This window comes from Halomonas kalidii (assembly GCF_030010475.1).
Taxonomy (GTDB): domain Bacteria; phylum Pseudomonadota; class Gammaproteobacteria; order Pseudomonadales; family Halomonadaceae; genus Halomonas; species Halomonas heilongjiangensis.
Window position 1 is genome coordinate 48,123 of sequence record NZ_JASCQN010000025.1, and the last position, 16,773, is coordinate 64,895.

Genomic DNA, 16,773 nt, shown 5'->3' on the forward strand with positions numbered 1-16,773 from the left:
CCATGACTGACCTGGCCACCAGCACCACACTCGATGCCCCGTCCCTGGACGTGGCCGCGATCCGCGCGGACTTCCCGATCCTGGCGCGCCAGGTACACGGCAGACCGCTGGTCTATCTCGACAACGCCGCCACCAGCCAGACCCCGCGGCAGGTGATCGAGGTATTCGACGACTACTACGGCCGTTACAACGCCAATATCCACCGCGGGTTGCACACCCTCGCCGACGAGGCCACCGCCGCCTTCGAGGGCACCCGCGAGACGGTGCGGGCCTTTCTCAACGCCGCCGAGAGCCGCGAGATCATCTTCACCCGCGGCACCACCGAGGCGATCAACCTGGTGGCGGGCGCCTGGGGCCGGGCCAACCTGAAGCCGGGCGACGAGGTGCTGGTGTCGCTGCTCGAGCACCACTCCAACATCGTGCCCTGGCAGCTGCTGGCCAGCGAGCTCGGCATCGTGATCAAGGTGATCCCGGTGGACGAGCGGGGCGTGCTGGACCTCGATGCCTACCGTCGGCTGTTCACCGCGCGCACCCGGCTGGTGGCAGTGAACCACGTCTCCAACGCCTTCGGCACCGTCAACCCGGTGCGCGAGATGGCCAAGGTCGCCCACGACGAAGGGGCCCTGATCCTGGTCGACGGCGCCCAGGCGGCCCCCCACCAGAAGATCGACGTGCGCGACATCGATGCCGACTTCTATGCCTTCTCGGGCCACAAGGTCTACGGGCCCACCGGTGCCGGGGTGCTCTATGGCAAGGCCGCGCTGCTCGAGGCGATGCCGCCCTGGCAGGGGGGCGGCGAGATGATCCGCACCGTCTCCTTCGAGACGCCCACCACCTTCGCTGCGATTCCGCACAAGTTCGAGGCCGGCACTCCGGCCATCGCCGAAGTGATCGCCCTGGGCGCGGCGCTGAAGTGGGTCGACGCCCTGGGCCTCGAGGCCATCGGTGCCTGGGAGCAGCGCCTGCTGGCGCACGCCACCGCGCGTGTCTCGCGCATCGACGGCCTGCGCATCCTCGGCACCGCGCCGGGCAAGGCCGGCGTACTGTCGTTCGTGGTCGACGGGGCTCACTCCCAGGACATCGGCCTGCTGATCGACCAGCTCGGCGTGGCGATCCGTACCGGCCACCACTGTGCCCAGCCGCTGCTGACGCACTTCGGCGTCGATGCCACCTGCCGGGCTTCGTTCGCTGCCTATAACACCCTGGAAGAAGTCGATGTCTTCGCCGAGGCCCTCGAGCGGGTCATCGGCATGGTGCGCTAAGGAGCCCCATGAGCACTATCGAGCAGATTGTCGGCCTCGAGAAGGGCCAGACGCTGCCGCTGCAGCGCGACGTGGAGGCGATCTCCATTCCCTTCGGCAAGACCGTGACCCTGGTCGAGGACAGCCTCGTCAGCGTGATGCAGGCCAAGGGCAGCTCGGTCAGCGTCGGCTTCGAGGGGCGGCTCTACCTGATCGAGGGCGCCAACCTGGATGCCCTCGGGCTCGAGGCCTTGCCGCGCCCGACGCTGCCCGAGACGGCCTCCGACGACGAGATCGAGGAGTTCGTCTGGGACCAGCTGCGCACCTGCTTCGATCCGGAGATCCCGGTCAACATCGTCGACCTGGGCCTGGTCTACGGCTGTCGCATCGAGCGGCTGATCACCGGCGAGCGCATCGTCACCATCCGCATGACCCTGACCGCGCCGGGCTGCGGGATGGGCGACGTGATCGCCGCCGATGCCCGCAACAAGATCCTCGGCGCCCCGCAGATCAGCAAGGTGCACACCGAGATCGTCTTCGATCCACCCTGGAGCCGTGAGATGATGAGCGACGAGGCCAAGCTGGAGCTGGGGATGTTCTGACGCCCTTCGGCTTCTTCCCGTCGGGGGGATGGATGCACGCGCTGCTGTGGAAGCTCTTCAAGGTGTTGCTGATGTTGCTGGGGGCGCTGCTGCTGCTGGCGACCCTGCTGTTCGTGGTCGGCAACCTCTGGGTCCTGGGCCAGACCCAGGCCCGCATCGAGCGCGATCTGCCGCTGTGCGGCGCGCAGCGGGTCGGCATCGTCTTCGGCACCTCCCACTGGACGCGCAGCGGCGTCCGCAACCCCCACTTCGATGCCCGCATGAGCGCCTCCGCGCGCCTGATCCGCCTCGGGCGGGTCGACCACTTGCTGCTCTCGGGCGACAACCGTACCCGCTTCTACAACGAACCCGTGACCATGTGGCGGGACCTGCGTGGGCGCCACATCCGCGACGAGGACATGACCCTGGACTATGCGGGTTTCAGTACCTTCGACACCCTGACCCGGGCGCGCGACGTGTTCGGCGTGGAGAGTGCGCTGCTGATCACCCAGGCGTGGCATCTGCCGCGGGCGCTCTACATCGCCGATAGTCTGGGGCTCGAGGTAACCGGCTGTGCGGTGCCGTCGCGACCGGTGAGGGGGGTATGGCGGCTGCAGGCACGCGAGTGGATCGCCCGGGTGGCGACCCTGGGCGACCTCTACCTGTGGGGGCGCGAGCCCTACTTCCTGGGCCCCCTGGAGCCGCTGGAGATTGCGCCACGCAGCTGGGAGGCATGGATGCTGGACGGCGGGGCCTCCATCGACGAGTAGCTGGCCGGCCGGTTCAGCGGCGCTGGCGCTGCTTCTGCAGGGCGTAGAGCTCGCGGATCAGCGCCCGGCAGCCCTTCCAGCACTCCTCGATCACCGGCTCGACGGCCGCGGGCAGGGGGTGGGTGAAGAGAGTGGAGAGTGCCTGCATCAGGACCCGCTCCTGTTCGAGCAGCTCACCGATCAGTACCTGGCTATCGTTGCCGACGAAGCTCTTCAGCCGGCTCCACAGCCACAGGTAGTCGTCTCGCTCGACATCGGCGTCCCGGGGCAGCAGGTCGAGGTGCTTGCGGGCCAGTTCCTGCAACTCGCGCATCGACTTCGTCCTGGCCTCGTAGTGCGGCTTGAGGGCGTCGCGCAGGGACGGACGCAGGCGTTCCAGATTGTCCTGAAAATAGTCGATGCTGTCGGCCAGCGCCTCGAGAACGCTGTCCATCGCCACTTGGCGATTGTCGAGAAACATGAGCGGTCACCTCCTCCGGTGACAGCGATTGTGGCGGGGGAAACACTGTTTTGCTACCCCCGGGAGCGATTAATTTCCCCTTTTTACAAGTTCGGGCACTTTTCCCGCAATTAACCCTTGGGTTTAGGGGGGGGCTTGCGCGGCGTGGCGGCATTCTTTTCGATATGCTCGATGATCAGGCCGGCGATATCCTTGCCGGTGGCGCTCTCGATGCCCTGCAGGCCGGGCGAGGAGTTCACTTCCATGATCACCGGGCCGTGGTTGGAACGCAGCAGGTCGACGCCCGCCACTCGCAGCCCCATGGCCTTGGCGGCACGGATCGCCGTGGAGCGCTCCTCCGGGGTGATGCGGATCACGCTGGCGGTGCCGCCGCGGTGCAGGTTGGAGCGGAACTCGCCATCGGCCGCCTGGCGCTTCATCGAGGCGACCACCTTGTCGCCGATCACGAGGCAGCGGATGTCGGCTCCTCTGGCCTCCTTGATGTACTCCTGGACCATGATGTTGGCCTTCATGCCCATGAAGGCCTGGACCACGCTCTCGGCCGCCTGGTTGGTCTCGGCCAGCACCACGCCGATGCCCTGGGTGCCTTCCAGCAGCTTGATCACCAGCGGGGCCCCCTTGACCATGGTGATCAGGTCGGGAATGTCGTCAGGAGAGTGGGCGAAGCCGGTGATCGGCAGGCCCAGCCCCTTGCGCGAGAGCAGCTGCAGCGACCGCAGCTTGTCACGGGAGCGGGTGATGGAGACCGAGTCGTTGAGCACATAGGTGCCCATCATCTCGAACTGGCGCAGCACCGCGCAGCCGTAGAAGGTCACCGAGGAGCCGATGCGCGGGATCACCGCGTCGAACGGTTCGATCTCCTGGCCCTTGTAGTGCATCGAGGGGCGATGCGAGGCGATGTTCATGTAGCAGCGCAGGGTGTCCACGACCCGGGCGGTATGGCCCCGTTGCTCGGCCGCCTCCACCAGCCGGCGGGTGGAGTAGAGATTGCGATTGCGTGACAGCAGCGCGATATGCATGCAGGACTCCGTGTTGCCGGGGGATCAGGGTTCGCCGTGGAGGAAGGCGACGCCGGGCGCCACCAGGAGGCGGCGCAGGGCGCGGCGTCCCAGCAGCATGGGGTGGCGCATGTTGCGCCGGTCGCTCAGGGTCAGTTCCACCGTGTACTCGAGCTCGCCCAGACGCATCGGTGTGCGTATCACGTAGCGCCACTCGGCCTGGCCGTTGGAGCTGGTCACGCGGCGCTGGTCATGCAGGTGAAGGCGGTGGACGTGCGCCGGGGTGCCGGGGCCGCCGCTGCGGGTCGTGAAGCTGACCCAGAGGTGGCCCTCCTCTTCAAAGGACTCGATGTCCTCGGCGTGCAGTGCCGACGTACGGGCCCCGGTGTCGGCCTTGGCACACAGGGTCAGGTGCAGTTCCGGCAGGGTAACCATCTCGCGCCGGCCGATCACCGCCTTGGGCGTGTAGGGTAGTTCTTTCATCGTCTCGCTCCCAGCTCTCTGCGCTCAGCGTGACAGCCCGGCCACCCGGCGCCCGATGGCGCTGTCTGACCCGGCTTCGCGCAGCGTCATCAGCACCGGAACGCGCAACCGTGGCACCAGCGCCAGGTCGCGCACCAGGGCAGTGAACTCGACGCCTGGCTGTTCCGCGAGGCGCGTGAGGAAGCGCCGCAGGCGCTCGCCGTGCTCGAGGTGTGTCCAGCCGCGGGCGGCAATGGCCGCGAGCAGGTCGGGTCCACAGGCGCCCGGGTCGTCGAGCAGCGTATCGAACCAGCGGCCGGCGATCTCCGTCGAGGCACCACCCATGGCGCGCACGCAGGCGCAGAACCCCTCGATGTCACCGGCGGCGGCGGCCGCTTCTCCTCGTTGGCACAGGGCGCGGGCGAGGTCGTCGCCGATGGCCACATGCTCGAGACAGTAGCACAGCGAGGTGAGCACTTCGTCGGGCAGTTCGGGGAGACGCGAGGCCAGGGCACGACCCGCCTCGTCGTCCATGCGCACGGCGAAGTCGGCCAGGCCCTGCAGGCCGAGGGCCTGCCAGTCGACCGGTTGCTGGCCGCTGAGGTAGGCCTCCACCGGCTCCAGGTGCTGGCTGGCCGGCAGTCCCAGGTCGAGGCTGGCGCGGGCGTGCAGCATGGCCTGGAAGGGCAGGGAGGGCGTGAAGGCCAGCGGGTTGTCCTTCATCAGGTTATCCGTCGCGGCGCCATCCTCTCGGCCCGCGGCCGAGACGCTGCGGCCCAGGGTCTCGAGCAGGCGCTGGACGAAGGCGTCCCGAGGCGCCGGCACCAGCTGGCCCTGTTCGTCGAGGGGCAGGGCCAGGAACCAGATCAGCGGGTCGCGCACGTCGCCCAGGCGGAACACCAGGCCAAGGCGCGCCTCGCCCCGCCACGGGGCCGGCCAGGGGAGTTCGCCGGCCTCGAAGCCGGCCAGGGTGGCCAGGGGGCAGGGCTCCACCCGGCGCCCCAGGTGGTAGAGGTGCACCTCGGCGCCACTGCGCGCGAAGAAATCGTGAAGGCTGTGAATCGGTTGCATGCTCCCTCCTCTCGGACCGTGCACTCTACCGTGGCACTTGCCTCCTGTCAGCTCGCAGCGAGCAGGAAGGTGAGCCTGGCTGGTCAATATCTGACCAGCGGCGCTGAAGGCCCGGATGACCGGGGGGTGACACACCTGTCCAATGATTATCCACAGGGACGTTCAGGGATTCTGTGCATGAACGTCCTGCACCGCTAGCCTATGGCAGGCATAATCAACGGCTATTGGCTGCCGTCGGGGATTTCCCCTATGGTATGTGCAAATATGGAATATAATGAAGTGGTTTTTATTCCAAAACTGGCTTTTCCAACCACGGGAGGCATACCCATGCTGCGTTCCTTTACCCTGGCGATGCTCGCCGCTGGCGCCATCGCCTTCTCCGGCACCGCACTGGCCCAGGGGGAGACCATCAAGGTCGGCATGTCCGGCGGTTACTTCCCCTTCACCTTCGTCGAGCAGGATACCCTCAAGGGTTTCGAGGTCGACGTCATGGAGGCAGTGGCCGAGGAGATGGGCAGCGAGGTGGAGTTCGTGACCGCCAACTTCTCCGGTCTGTTCGGCATGCTCGAGTCCGGGCGTATCGACACCATTGCCAATCAGATCACCATCACCGAGGAGCGGCAGACCAAGTACACCTTTACCGAGCCATACGTCTATGACGGTGCCCAGGTAGTGGTGAGGACCGGCAACGAGTCCATCGGTGGTGTCGAGGACCTGCGCGGCAGAACCGTGGCGGTGAACCTGGGCTCCAACTACGAGCAGCTGCTTCGCGAGTTGCCCTATGCCGACGAGATCGATATCCGCACCTACGACAGCAACATCGAGCAGGACACGGCGCTTGGGCGCGTCGACGCCTTCGTCATGGACCGGGTCAGCGCCAGCCAGGTGATCAAGGAGAAACCGCTGCCCCTGCAGCTGGCCGGCGAGCCCTTCTCGCAGATCCGCAACGCCCTGCCGTTCCGCGATACCGAGGCGGATCGCGCCCTGCGCGACCGGGTCGACACCGCCCTCGCCACACTGCGCGAGGATGGCACCCTGGCCGAGATATCCGAGCGCTGGTTCGGTACCGATATCACTCGCCCCTGATCGGCTCACACACCGATATGCGCGTTCTCGATTTCGACTACATGCTGGGGCTATTGCCGGTCCTGCTGCGCTATCTGCCGCTGACGCTGCAGATGGCGGCCGCGGGCATGGCGCTGGCCCTGGTGCTGGCCTGCGGCCTGGCGGTGATCCGGGTGCTGCGGATTCCGGGGTTAAACGCGGCGACGCTGCTGTTCATCTCCTTCTTCCGTGGCACCCCCCTGCTGGTCCAGCTGTTCCTGTTTTACTACGGGCTACCGCAACTGCTGGCCTTCCTGACCCAGATCAACGGCATCACCGCCACCATCATGGGGTTGACGCTGCACTTCTCCGCCTACATGGCGGAGTCGATTCGCGCCGCCATCGTCGGCGTGGATCGCAGCCAGACCGAAGCGGCGCTGTCGATCGGCATGACCAATGGCCAACTGATGCGACGCATCGTGTTGCCCCAGGCGACCCGGGTCGCGGTGCCCACGCTGATGAACTACTTCATCGACATGATCAAGGCCACCTCCCTGGCCTTCACCCTGGGAGTCACCGAGCTGATGGGGGCGACCCAGAAGGAGGCGGCCGGCAGCTTCCTCTACTTCGAGGCCTTCATCACGGTGGCGGTGATGTACTGGGTCATCGTCGAGCTGCTGGCATGGCTGCAACGCCGGCTGGAGGTACGGCTCAACAGGGCGTATCGCAGATGATCAAGGTAACCCATCTCGTCAAGCGCTTCGGCGACAGCACCGTGCTCGATGGCATCGACCTGGAGATCGACCGGGGGGAGATCATCGTGGTGATCGGCCCCTCGGGTACCGGCAAGTCGACCCTGCTGCGCTGCCTGAACTTCCTCGAGCGACCGGACGCCGGGCGGTTGGTCATCGGCGATCTCGACGTCGACGTCACCCGTGCGACCCGTGCCGACATCCTGGCGGCGCGACGGCGCACGGCCTTCGTGTTCCAGAACTATGCGCTGTTCGCCAACAAGACGGCGCTGGAGAACATCGCCGAAGGGCTGATCGTGGTCAACCGCTGGCCGAGGGCCAAGGCGCATGCCCGGGCCCGGGAGATCCTGGCGCGCATCGGCCTGGCCGACAAGGCCGATGCCTACCCGGCCTCCCTCTCCGGGGGGCAGCAGCAGCGTGTCGGCATCGGCCGTGCCATGGCGGCCCAGGCCGAGGTGATCCTGTTCGACGAGCCGACTTCCTCGCTGGACCCCGAATGGGTCGAGGAGGTGCTGGCACTGATGAAGCAGCTGGCCAAGGAGCGACAGACCATGCTGGTGGTGACCCATGAGATGGGCTTCGCCCGGGACGTGGCCGATCGGGTGATCTTCATGGAAGGGGGGCGCATCGTCGAGCAGGGGCCGCCTTCCCGCCTGTTCAACGCCCCCGAGGACCCTCGCACCCGCGACTTCCTGCGCAAGGTCCTGGCCGGCCAGCCAGCCTCCGGAACGTTCTGATCCCGGTTGGCCCTCACCGGGCGGGCGCGGGATAATGGTGGGACAGACATACTGGAGGGACACCCCATGACCGTTCACGAGGAGCTCGAGCAGGCGCTGCGCGAACTCGAGGCCACCATGAGGGCCACCGACCTGTGGAGCATGGAGCGCCCCGATCCGGAGGCCTTCGAGAGCGTGCAGCCCTTCTGCATCGACACCATGGCGCTGCCCCAGTGGTTGCGCTTCGTGTTCATCGTGCGCCTGAACGCCCTGGTCGAGGAGGCGGCGCCGCTGCCGGCGAAGTGCGAGGTGGCGCCGGCGGTGGACACCTACCTGGCCCAGCAGGGGGCGCGTACCAGCGAGCGCCTGCTGATGCGCAAGGTGGTCGAGGAGATCGACCGCCTCGTCACCGAGAACTAGCGACGCGAACCGAGCCTGACATGCCCTACTACTTCGCCTATGGCAGCAACATGAACCCGGCCCGGGTCGCGGCGCGCATCGGCGCGACCCGACGGGTGCTCGCCGGGATCCTGCACGATCACGCCCTGCGTTTCGACAAGGCCTCGCGGATCGCCGGCATCGCCCATGCCAACGTGGTGCCGGTGCCGGGCGAGCGGGTCGAGGGGGCGCTGTTCGAACTCGAGCACCCGGAACAGATCCGGCTGATGGACCCCTTCGAGGGCTTTCCCCGCGAGTACGATCGTCACCGCCTGCCGGTGGTCACCCGCGAGGGAGCCATCGAGGCCTGGGTCTATATCGCCGCGAAGGGCACCACCGCCGAGGCGCTGCAGCCAGCCCGGGAGTATCTCGAGCACCTGCTGGCGGGCGAGCCCTTCCTCAGTCCCGACTACCATCGACGCCTGGCGGCGGTGGAGGCCGTGGCCGACCTCGACGACCACGCCCTGGGGCAGTTGGGGCTGTCGCGCCATACGCCCCGCTGAGGTCGCTCCGCCACTCGGAAGTGCGACGTTCCTGGCGAGCAGTGGAAATGTCGCCGGCATATGCAACGACGCCGGGCACTGGGCCCGGCGTCGAGGTTCGCGGTGGCGCTGCTGTGACGCTTAGAAGCGGAAGGTCACGCCGCCGCCGATGGTCATCGGGTCCACCTTGGCGGTGCCGATGCGCTCGCCGTCCGCCGACAGGCGGGAGTCGACATCGGCGTAGTTGGCGAAGCCGTTGAGCATGAAGTTTTCGGTCACGGCGAGGTCGATACCCACCTGGCCCACGGCGCCATAGCTGCGACGGGCGTCGACGCCTTCCGGCTCGCCGGAGAAGCGGGTGTAGTTGAGACCGGCGCCGACATAGGGCTGTACGCGGGAGTCGAGGCCGCCCAGCGGATAGTAGTTGACCAGCAGGTTGACCGGCATGCGGTCGATGGAGCCGGCATCGGCACCGCCAGCGCTCAGCTCGTGTTCCACCTCCTCGGAGCCGTTGAGCTCGACGCCGATCTTGTCGTGGAACAGGTAGCCGGCACCATAGGTGAAGCCGCGCTCGCCGCTGCTGATGTCGAGTTCGGCAGGGCCGACATTGCCGTTGTCGGAGCGGGTGTCGGTCTTGCCGATCCCGCCACGGACGAAGATGTCACCGGCGCTGTAGGCCATGGCGGCCTGGCTGGCGAAGGCGCAGCCGGCGGCGATGGCGACGGCAGAGATCAATTTGGTCTTGCTCATGAGGGGATTCCTCCATTTTCTCGAGCCAGAAACATCTCACCGGTCAGTCCGGCGGGCATTGGACGCTCCCATTATAAGAAACAGTGTTTCTAAAAGTCTTGTAAAAAATTGTTATGGCCGTGGTGCTCCCGATATAGCGGGTGTATCGCCGATGTCCTCGCTCAGGGCGGCGGCGACAGGATAACGGGGTGTTGCAAAGCTTGTACAAATATTATCGCACTGCAGCAGGTGCGACTCGCCAGTTCGGCCGGAATCGTCTTGACTAGGAGGGGAGGGCTTGGCGAGCCGGGAGGGGCGAGCATGCGCGTCGCGATATCACCGCAAGGGAACGGCTGGACCCTGGGGGCGCTACTGCTGGCGGCGGCGCTGGCCGTCTGGCTGCTGCTGCAGCCGTCGTTGATCCAGGGGCTGGCGTGGCCGCTGCGACTGCCGGCGGTCCTGCTGGGGGCCTGGGCGCTGGGGGCGGGGTTCATCGGGCCGCTGGAACCGCCGTCGCGCCGGCGCTGGCTGCGGCGCGCCGTCTCGCCGCCCTGGAACCTGGCGGCGCTGGGGAGCTTCGCCCTGCTGCTGGCGGTGCGATCCCTGACCGCCTGAGGGGCCCGATAACGCATGAGGCCGCCCGGTGGGCGGCCTCGTTCTAACCGGTTTGTGCGCTCATTTAGCGATGGATTTGCTGATATTCACCGGCATCTTCGGTAACACTGCTCACCACCAGGATGGCAATGAAGGAAGCGATGAAGCCAGGAATGATCTCGTACACACCGGGACCCCCCATGAACTCTCCGTTCCAGCCCAGTGAAATCCAGATCATCACGGTGACGGCACCCACAACCATGCCCGCGATTGCGCCAGCACCGTTCGTGCGCGACCACATCAGCGACAGGATGATTAGCGGGCCGAATGCCGCACCAAAGCCTGCCCAGGCGTTACTGACCAGCCCCAGGACCTGAGAGTCCGGATCAGACGCGATGACGGCTGCAACCAAACCCACCAGGACGACACTGATCCGGCCTACGCCGACGGTCTCCTTCTCCGTAGCCTCTTTACGCAGGAACAGGCGATAGAAGTCCTCGGTCAGTGATGAAGATGACACCAGAAGCTGGCTGGAAATGGTGCTCATGATCGCAGCAAGCAGGGCAGCATAGAGGAAGCCGGTGATCAGCGGATGGAACAGCAGATCCGCCAGGATGATAAAGATCGTTTCCGGATCCTGGACATCCATACCATTGCGGATCGCATAGGCCCGGCCGAACACACCCAGAGAGATCGCACCGATCAGGGAGATGAGCATCCAGCTCATACCGATGTTACGGGCCACAGGGACATCCTTCAGCGTCCGGATGGCCATGAAGCGCACGATGATGTGCGGCTGCCCGAAATAACCCAGCCCCCAGGTCACCGCAGACAGCCAGCCGATAAAGGTCAGTCCCTCCGTCCACGATAGTAGCGTGGGATCGACGTCATTCAGGGTCTGTGATGCCTGGGCGAAACCGCCACCACCTTCGCCAAAGAGCACAACCGCCGGCATGATCACCAGGGCCAGCATCATGATGCAGCCTTGCACGAAGTCCGTCATGCTCACGGCCAGGAAGCCGCCGACAACCGTATAGGCAAGTACCACGCCGAGTGTGATGATGATGCCCGCAGCGTAGTCGCTCAGGCCACCAATGTTGATAACTCCGGAAAACGCGCTTTCGAACAACTTGCCGCCTGCCACCAAGCCTGACGCCGTGTAAACCGCGAAAAAGACGACTATGACGATAGCGGATACCGTTCTCAGTGACATGGCCCGAGTCGGGAACCGGTTTGCCAGGAATTCTGGAATGGTTATCGCATTACCATAGTGTACCGTCTGTTCGCGAAGGCGTGGTGCGACCAGAGTCCAGTTGAAGAACGCACCCACGAGCAGACCGATACCGATCCAGGCCTGACCCAAGCCAGATACAAACAGTGCCCCGGGCAAACCCAGCAGCAACCAGCCGCTCATGTCCGAAGCACCGGCCGACAGGGCCGCCACTTGCGGGCTGAGGGCTCGGCCACCCAGCATGTAATCTTCAGACGTAGACGTAGATTTGCGCATGGCATAAAAGCCGATGGCGATCATGAGCGCAAAGTAAGCAAAAAGACTGATCCAAACACCAGTAGCCATAAAAACTTCTCCAGATTATTAGGCCGGACGTAGCTCCGACAGGTTGTTGGCACGCATGGAGTCCAGAACGCCGATGGCGAGCATCACGATCAGGTAGAGCGCGAACGTGAAGCCGATGGTGGCGTTGTTATCAACCATGGGGGAGGTTCCTTCAGCCTTGTTGTCGTTGATGACGAGTGGGGGTCACTCGTCTCCCAGCGCGAGCAGTGAGGCGTTGCCGCCCAGCGCGGCGGTGTTGACGGTCACCGTCTTCTCCGTGGCGAAGCGCTGCAGGTAGTGTGGACCGCCCGCCTTGGGGCCGGTACCGGAGAGGCCCTGACCACCGAAGGGCTGGACCCCGACGACGGCGCCAATGATATTGCGGTTGACGTAGACATTGCCAACCCGAATCTTCTGCGTGATCAGTTCGGCAAAGGATTCATTGCGGCTGTGGACGCCAAAGGTCAGTCCGTAGCCCCTGGCGTTGATCGATGCGACCACCGCGTCGATCTCGCTGGCCTTGTAGCGCACGATGTGCAGCACGGGGCCGAACTGTTCCCGTTCCAGGGCGTCGATGCCGTCGATGCGGAAGGCCGTGGGCGCGACAAAGGTGCCATGGGCGGTGTGGGCCGGGTCGAGGCGGGTCTCGGCCAGCAGGCGGCCCTCGCCCTTGAGCTTCTCGATATGCGCCATGAGGCCCCGGCGTGCGTCCTCGTCGATCACCGGGCCGACGTCGGTGCCCAGGTCGCGGGGGTCGCCGACGTGCAGCTCGGCCATGGCGCCGTCGAGGATCTCGATCACGCGGTCGGCCACGTCCTCCTGGAGGTAGAGCACCCGCAGCGCCGAGCAGCGCTGGCCGGCGCTCTGGAAGGCCGACTGGATCACGTCCGCCACCACCTGCTCCGGCAGTGCGGTGGAGTCGACGATCATGGCGTTCATGCCGCCGGTCTCGGCGATCAGGGTCGGCAGCGGGGCGTTCTCCCGCGCCGCCAGCGCCCGGTTGATGATCTGGGCGGTGTCGGTGCCGCCGGTGAACACCACGCCGGTAATGCGCGGATCACTGGTCAGCACGCTGCCCACGGTGGGGCCGTCGCCGGGCAGCAACTGGACCACGTCACGGGGCATGCCGGCCTCGTGGAGCAGTTCGATCACGCGGTGGGCGACGATGGAGGTCTGCTCGGCGGGCTTGGCCAGCACGGTGTTGCCGGCCACCGCGGCGGCCACCACCTGGCCGCAGAAGATCGCCACCGGGAAATTCCAGGGGCTGATGGCGGCGAACACCCCCTTGCCCGAGAGCATCAGCTCGTTGGATTCGCCGGTGGGGCCGGGCAGCACGGTCGGTTCGGCGAATTGTTGCTCGGCGCGCATGGCGTAGTAGTGACAGAAGTCTACGGCCTCGCGGATCTCGTCGACGCCATCGGTCAGCAACTTGCCGCCTTCGCGAGAGCAGAGCGTCATCAGCTCGGCGAGATGCTCTTCCATCAGGTCGGCGAAGCGGCGAATGACGGCGGCACGCTCGGCGACCGGCGTGTCGTTCCAGCGCGGGAAGGCGGCCCAGGCGGCCTCCAGGGCCTGAGCGGCCTGGGCGGCGCTGGTCCACTGCACGCTGCCGACGCGCTGGTTGCGATCATAGGGGCTGGTGACCTCATGGGTGCCGGATGCATCGTCGGCCACCTCGAAGGCCAGCAGCGGTCTGGCCCGGTAGGTCTTGTCCATGAAGCGCGACATGGCATCCATCAGCGGCTGGTACTGGTTGCGGATATTCAGGTTGACTCCCCGTGAATTCTTGCGTTGCGGTCCATAGATATCCCGCGGCAGCGGGATGCGAGGGTTGGCCAGGCGCGAGTACTGCTTCAGGGTTTCCACCGGGTGCTCGCACAGCGACTCGACCGGCACCTTGGGGTCCACCAGTTGGTGCACGAACGACGAGTTGGCGCCGTTCTCGAGCAGGCGACGCACCAGGTAGGGCAGCAGGTCCTTGTGGGCGCCGACCGGCGCGTAGATGCGGCAGTAGGTGCCCCGGGGAGCGCGCTTCAGGGCGGCGTCGTAGAGCGCCTCCCCCATGCCGTGCAGGCGCTGGAACTCGAAGGCGCGCGAGGCCTCGTTGGCCTGTTCGAGGATGGCGCTGATGGTGTGGGCGTTGTGGGTGGCGAACTGCGGGAAGATCCGACCCCGCGTCGCGTCGGAGAGCAGGAAGCGTGCGCAGACCAGGTAGGCCACGTCGGTACTCGCCTTGCGGGTGAAGACGGGGTAGCCCTCCACGCCGAGCTGCTGCGACTCCTTGATCTCGCTGTCCCAGTAGGCACCCTTGACCAGCCGCAGGGGAATCTCGTCGCCCTGGCGGTCGGCCAGGCGGTTGAGGTAGTGCAGCACCGGCAGGGCGCGCTTGGAATAGGCCTGCACCACCAGGCCGAAGTGGCCCCAGCCGCGGCAGGTGTCGCTCTCGTAGATGGCGCGGAACACCTCCAGCGACAGCTCGAGGCGGTCGACCTCCTCGGCATCGATGGTCACTGCGACATCACGCTCGCGGGCCAGTGCCGCCAGCTCGCGTACGCGGCCGACCAGTTCGCGCAGGATCTGGTCGCGTCGGCCGAACTCGTAGCGTGGATGCAGCGCCGAGAGCTTGATCGAGATCGACGGGGAGGGCGTACTGTCGGAGAGCGACTTGCTGGTCTTGCCGACTTGCTCGATGGCGCGAGCATAGTCGTCGAAGTAGCGCTTGGCGTCGGCCCGGGTGCGAGCGGCCTCGCCGAGCATGTCGTAGGAGTAGGTGTAGCCCTTGTCGAACAGCGGCTTGGAGCGCTTGAGGGCCTCGTCGATGTCGCGACCCAACACGAACTGCTTGCCCATCACCTTCATGGCCTCGAGCATGGCACGGCGGATCACCGGTTCGCCCATGCGGTTGACCAGCCTGTTGATGAAACTGCTGGGCTTGCCATCGCGGGGCTTGTCCAGGGTCACCACGCGGCCGGTCATCAGCAGGCCCCAGGTGGAGGCGTTGACCAGCCAGGACTCGCTCTGGCCGAGGTGGGCCTTCCAGTCGGCAGGGCCCAGCTTGTCCTCGATCAGGGCATCGGCGGTGGCCTTGTCGGGGATGCGCAGCATCGCCTCGGCGAGGCACATCAGCATCAGCCCTTCGTGGGTGTCGAGGCTGTACTGCTGCAGCAGTTCGTCGATGGTGTCGACGGCGGTATCCATCTCGCGGACCGCGCGCACCAGCTCGGCGGTCTTGCCGGCGATGCGGCGGAAGTCCTCGGGGTTGGCGCTGAGGGTGTCGATCAGCTCTCCGACGAAGGCGTCCTCGTCGACCACGTAGTGGTCGCTGATGTGGGCGAAGAGGGTGTCGAGATCCTGCTGCCAGGTGGCGGTATCCAGCATGTTGTTGGAGTTGAGCATGAAAGTCCCCTGATGGAGTCGTCAGACGCGGGTGGGCCGGATTCGTGGCAGGCGTGATGCGCCAGGTGGAAACGGCTTTACCTTGACTTTAGGAGGCGAGGGACACGGCCGCTTGTCGATTCCGCGGAGATTCTTGTCGATTCTGCGGGGATCGGTGTGCGCGCGGCGGGAGATGCGACCTTGGTCTAATGCCCGCTGAGCGCCGTGGCACGCGACGACTCGAGATGGCCGAAGCGTCGCAACTTGCTGGGTGACTGGCCAAAGGCTTCGCGACAGGCGTGGGAGAGTGCGCTCTGAGTGGCGAAACCGGTCAGGGCGGCGACCTCCGAGAGCGGCAGCCGACTCTCGGCAAGCAGCCGCCGTGCCGACTCGAGGCGCTTGCGGCGCACGTACTGCCAGGGGCTGAGCCCGGTCTGCCGTCGGAAGCAGTGGCGGAAGTGGGCCTCGCTCAGACAGGCTTCGCGGGCCAGATCGCCCACGCTCAGGCGGCTCGAGAGATGGCGCTCGATGAAGCGGTCGAGTCGTCTCAGGTCCAGCCGGTGGCGGTCGGGTTCGTCACCGCCGGCCAGGCGGGCGTGCAGGCAGCCCAGCAGGGTGGCGGCCAGGCGGTCGCCCTGGGTGGCGGTCGCCGAGGCCGGGGAGGCGGCCAGTTCGTGGAGCAGAAAGTCGAGATAGCGCCTCAGCGGGTCATCGAGGGTGAAGAAGCGCGGGGCATCGAAGAGTCGTGCCAGCTCGTGGTGGAAGCCAGTCAACGAGGGCGCCTGGGCGGGCAGGTCGAGGATCAGTTGATGGTTGTCGCCGGTGCCGGCGTAGTAGTGCACGTGGTTGGCTGGCACGATGCAGCCCGACAGCGCCGTGATCGAGCCGCCCAGCCCTTCGATCTCGAATTCCGCCTGGCCACGCAGCCCGATCACGATCTGGTGGAAGTCGTGATCGTGATGCTGCGTGGCGGTGTCGAGGGGAAGCTGGCGGATGATGCTGGGCATGGCGGTCCCCGTCCCGGACGGTGTCGGCATGAGCCTGTATTCTAGCCGAAGCGGTGCCCGAACTCATGTCTCGTTGCGCCGGCGCTCCTGCAGGTCGGCATGGGCGGCGAGGTGCTTGCGCAGCGCGGCGAGCTCCTCGCGTCCGGTGCTGTCGAGCAGCGGGCCGCCCTGTGCCCTGCGCCAGTGACGGCCGTGCTCCTCCATCAATCGGTGGGCCCGTCTGCGCACGCCGTCAAGATAGTCGTCATGGCGAATCGGGTAGTCGATGATGGCGTTCCATTCGCCTTCGTCGACACGGTCCTCCAGTGCCTTGTCGAACAGCTCGAGCAGCTGGCGGGGTTCGGTGCGGTAGCGGGGCGTGCGGGAGAACAGCAGGATGACGACCATGCCGCCGAAGATCAGCAGGCAGACGGCGAAGACGAGCAGAAACAGTGCCATGGAAGACCCCTTGCCTGACGGCCCGGGGACGTCCGGGCCGTGGCCGGGCATTGTAGCCGA

The 16,773-nt window shown here is 66.2% G+C and carries 18 protein-coding genes; 9 read left to right on the plus strand and 9 right to left on the minus strand.

Annotated elements, in window-relative coordinates; all coding sequences use genetic code 11:
• Positions 1–2: 2 nt before the first annotated feature.
• From QLQ85_RS04885 to QLQ85_RS04895, 3 genes are read left to right on the plus strand one after another with little or no spacing between them, the layout of a single operon-like run.
• The gene (locus tag QLQ85_RS04885) at positions 3–1,262 is read left to right on the plus strand and encodes a cysteine desulfurase (protein WP_282737967.1); all 1,260 of its coding nucleotides are present in this window, start codon (positions 3–5) and stop codon (positions 1,260–1,262) included.
• Positions 1,263–1,270: 8 nt separating this feature from the next.
• Complete coding sequence (gene sufT, locus QLQ85_RS04890; RefSeq protein WP_282737968.1) at positions 1,271–1,843, plus strand: putative Fe-S cluster assembly protein SufT; 573 nt, start codon at positions 1,271–1,273, stop codon at positions 1,841–1,843.
• Positions 1,844–1,875: 32 nt separating this feature from the next.
• Positions 1,876–2,592 carry a SanA/YdcF family protein gene (locus tag QLQ85_RS04895; RefSeq protein ID WP_282737969.1) on the plus strand — a complete coding sequence of 239 codons (717 nt, stop codon included), beginning with the start codon at positions 1,876–1,878 and terminating at the stop codon, positions 2,590–2,592.
• A 13-nt stretch (positions 2,593–2,605) separates the two neighbouring features.
• On the opposite strand, the gene QLQ85_RS04900 is transcribed toward QLQ85_RS04895, so the two are convergent.
• The 4 genes from QLQ85_RS04900 to QLQ85_RS04915 all read right to left on the minus strand — a co-directional run bounded on the left by QLQ85_RS04900 (position 2,606) and on the right by QLQ85_RS04915 (position 5,583).
• Positions 2,606–3,052 (minus strand): hypothetical protein, encoded by a 447-nt coding sequence (locus QLQ85_RS04900; protein WP_282737970.1) that lies wholly within the window; start codon positions 3,050–3,052, stop codon positions 2,606–2,608.
• A 110-nt stretch (positions 3,053–3,162) separates the two neighbouring features.
• Positions 3,163–4,071 (minus strand): 30S ribosomal protein S6--L-glutamate ligase, encoded by a 909-nt coding sequence (rimK, locus tag QLQ85_RS04905; protein WP_102626403.1) that lies wholly within the window; start codon positions 4,069–4,071, stop codon positions 3,163–3,165.
• 24 nt (positions 4,072–4,095) lie between these two features.
• Entirely contained in the window at positions 4,096–4,533 is a 438-nt protein-coding gene (locus tag QLQ85_RS04910) for an ATP-dependent zinc protease family protein (RefSeq protein ID WP_282737971.1), read from the minus strand.
• Positions 4,534–4,557: 24 nt separating this feature from the next.
• Positions 4,558–5,583, minus strand: coding sequence for a DUF3549 family protein (locus QLQ85_RS04915; RefSeq protein WP_282737972.1), 1,026 nt, complete (start codon positions 5,581–5,583; stop codon positions 4,558–4,560).
• Between the two features lie 327 nt (positions 5,584–5,910).
• Here QLQ85_RS04915 and QLQ85_RS04920 point away from each other — a divergent pair, with 327 nt between their 5' ends.
• The 5 genes from QLQ85_RS04920 (at position 5,911) to QLQ85_RS04940 (ending at position 9,036) form a co-directional block, all read left to right on the plus strand.
• Positions 5,911–6,669: an amino acid ABC transporter substrate-binding protein gene (locus QLQ85_RS04920; protein WP_282723428.1), complete on the plus strand. Its 759-nt coding sequence runs from the start codon at positions 5,911–5,913 to the stop codon at positions 6,667–6,669.
• 17 nt (positions 6,670–6,686) lie between these two features.
• Positions 6,687–7,361 carry an amino acid ABC transporter permease gene (locus QLQ85_RS04925; protein ID WP_282737973.1) on the plus strand — a complete coding sequence of 225 codons (675 nt, stop codon included), beginning with the start codon at positions 6,687–6,689 and terminating at the stop codon, positions 7,359–7,361.
• Positions 7,358–8,116: an amino acid ABC transporter ATP-binding protein gene (locus tag QLQ85_RS04930; protein WP_282737974.1), complete on the plus strand. Its 759-nt coding sequence runs from the start codon at positions 7,358–7,360 to the stop codon at positions 8,114–8,116. Before QLQ85_RS04925 ends, QLQ85_RS04930 begins: the two co-directional genes overlap by 4 nt.
• 66 nt (positions 8,117–8,182) lie before the next feature.
• Positions 8,183–8,515 carry a YqcC family protein gene (locus tag QLQ85_RS04935; protein WP_282723431.1) on the plus strand — a complete coding sequence of 111 codons (333 nt, stop codon included), beginning with the start codon at positions 8,183–8,185 and terminating at the stop codon, positions 8,513–8,515.
• Positions 8,516–8,535: 20 nt separating this feature from the next.
• Complete coding sequence (locus QLQ85_RS04940; RefSeq protein ID WP_282737975.1) at positions 8,536–9,036, plus strand: gamma-glutamylcyclotransferase family protein; 501 nt, start codon at positions 8,536–8,538, stop codon at positions 9,034–9,036.
• Positions 9,037–9,156: 120 nt separating this feature from the next.
• Here QLQ85_RS04940 and QLQ85_RS04945 read toward each other — a convergent pair whose 3' ends face one another.
• Positions 9,157–9,765, minus strand: a complete 609-nt coding sequence (locus QLQ85_RS04945) for an OmpW/AlkL family protein (RefSeq protein WP_282737976.1) — start codon at positions 9,763–9,765, stop codon at positions 9,157–9,159.
• Between the two features lie 300 nt (positions 9,766–10,065).
• Between QLQ85_RS04945 and QLQ85_RS04950 the strand changes: the two genes are divergently transcribed.
• On the plus strand, positions 10,066–10,359 hold the full coding sequence (locus tag QLQ85_RS04950) for a hypothetical protein (RefSeq protein ID WP_240569452.1): 294 nt from the start codon (positions 10,066–10,068) through the stop codon (positions 10,357–10,359).
• 64 nt (positions 10,360–10,423) lie between these two features.
• Here the strand turns inward: QLQ85_RS04950 and putP are convergent, their stop codons facing one another.
• The 4 genes from putP to QLQ85_RS04970 all read right to left on the minus strand — a co-directional run bounded on the left by putP (position 10,424) and on the right by QLQ85_RS04970 (position 16,713).
• On the minus strand, positions 10,424–11,914 hold the full coding sequence (gene putP / locus QLQ85_RS04955) for a sodium/proline symporter PutP (RefSeq protein WP_282737977.1): 1,491 nt from the start codon (positions 11,912–11,914) through the stop codon (positions 10,424–10,426).
• Positions 11,915–12,097: 183 nt separating this feature from the next.
• Entirely contained in the window at positions 12,098–15,289 is a 3,192-nt protein-coding gene (gene putA / locus QLQ85_RS04960) for a bifunctional proline dehydrogenase/L-glutamate gamma-semialdehyde dehydrogenase PutA (protein WP_282737978.1), read from the minus strand.
• A gap of 185 nt (positions 15,290–15,474) precedes the next feature.
• Entirely contained in the window at positions 15,475–16,275 is an 801-nt protein-coding gene (locus QLQ85_RS04965) for an AraC family transcriptional regulator (protein ID WP_282737979.1), read from the minus strand.
• A gap of 63 nt (positions 16,276–16,338) precedes the next feature.
• The gene (locus tag QLQ85_RS04970; protein WP_282723439.1) at positions 16,339–16,713 is read right to left on the minus strand and encodes a hypothetical protein; all 375 of its coding nucleotides are present in this window, start codon (positions 16,711–16,713) and stop codon (positions 16,339–16,341) included.
• Positions 16,714–16,773 lie beyond the last annotated feature (60 nt).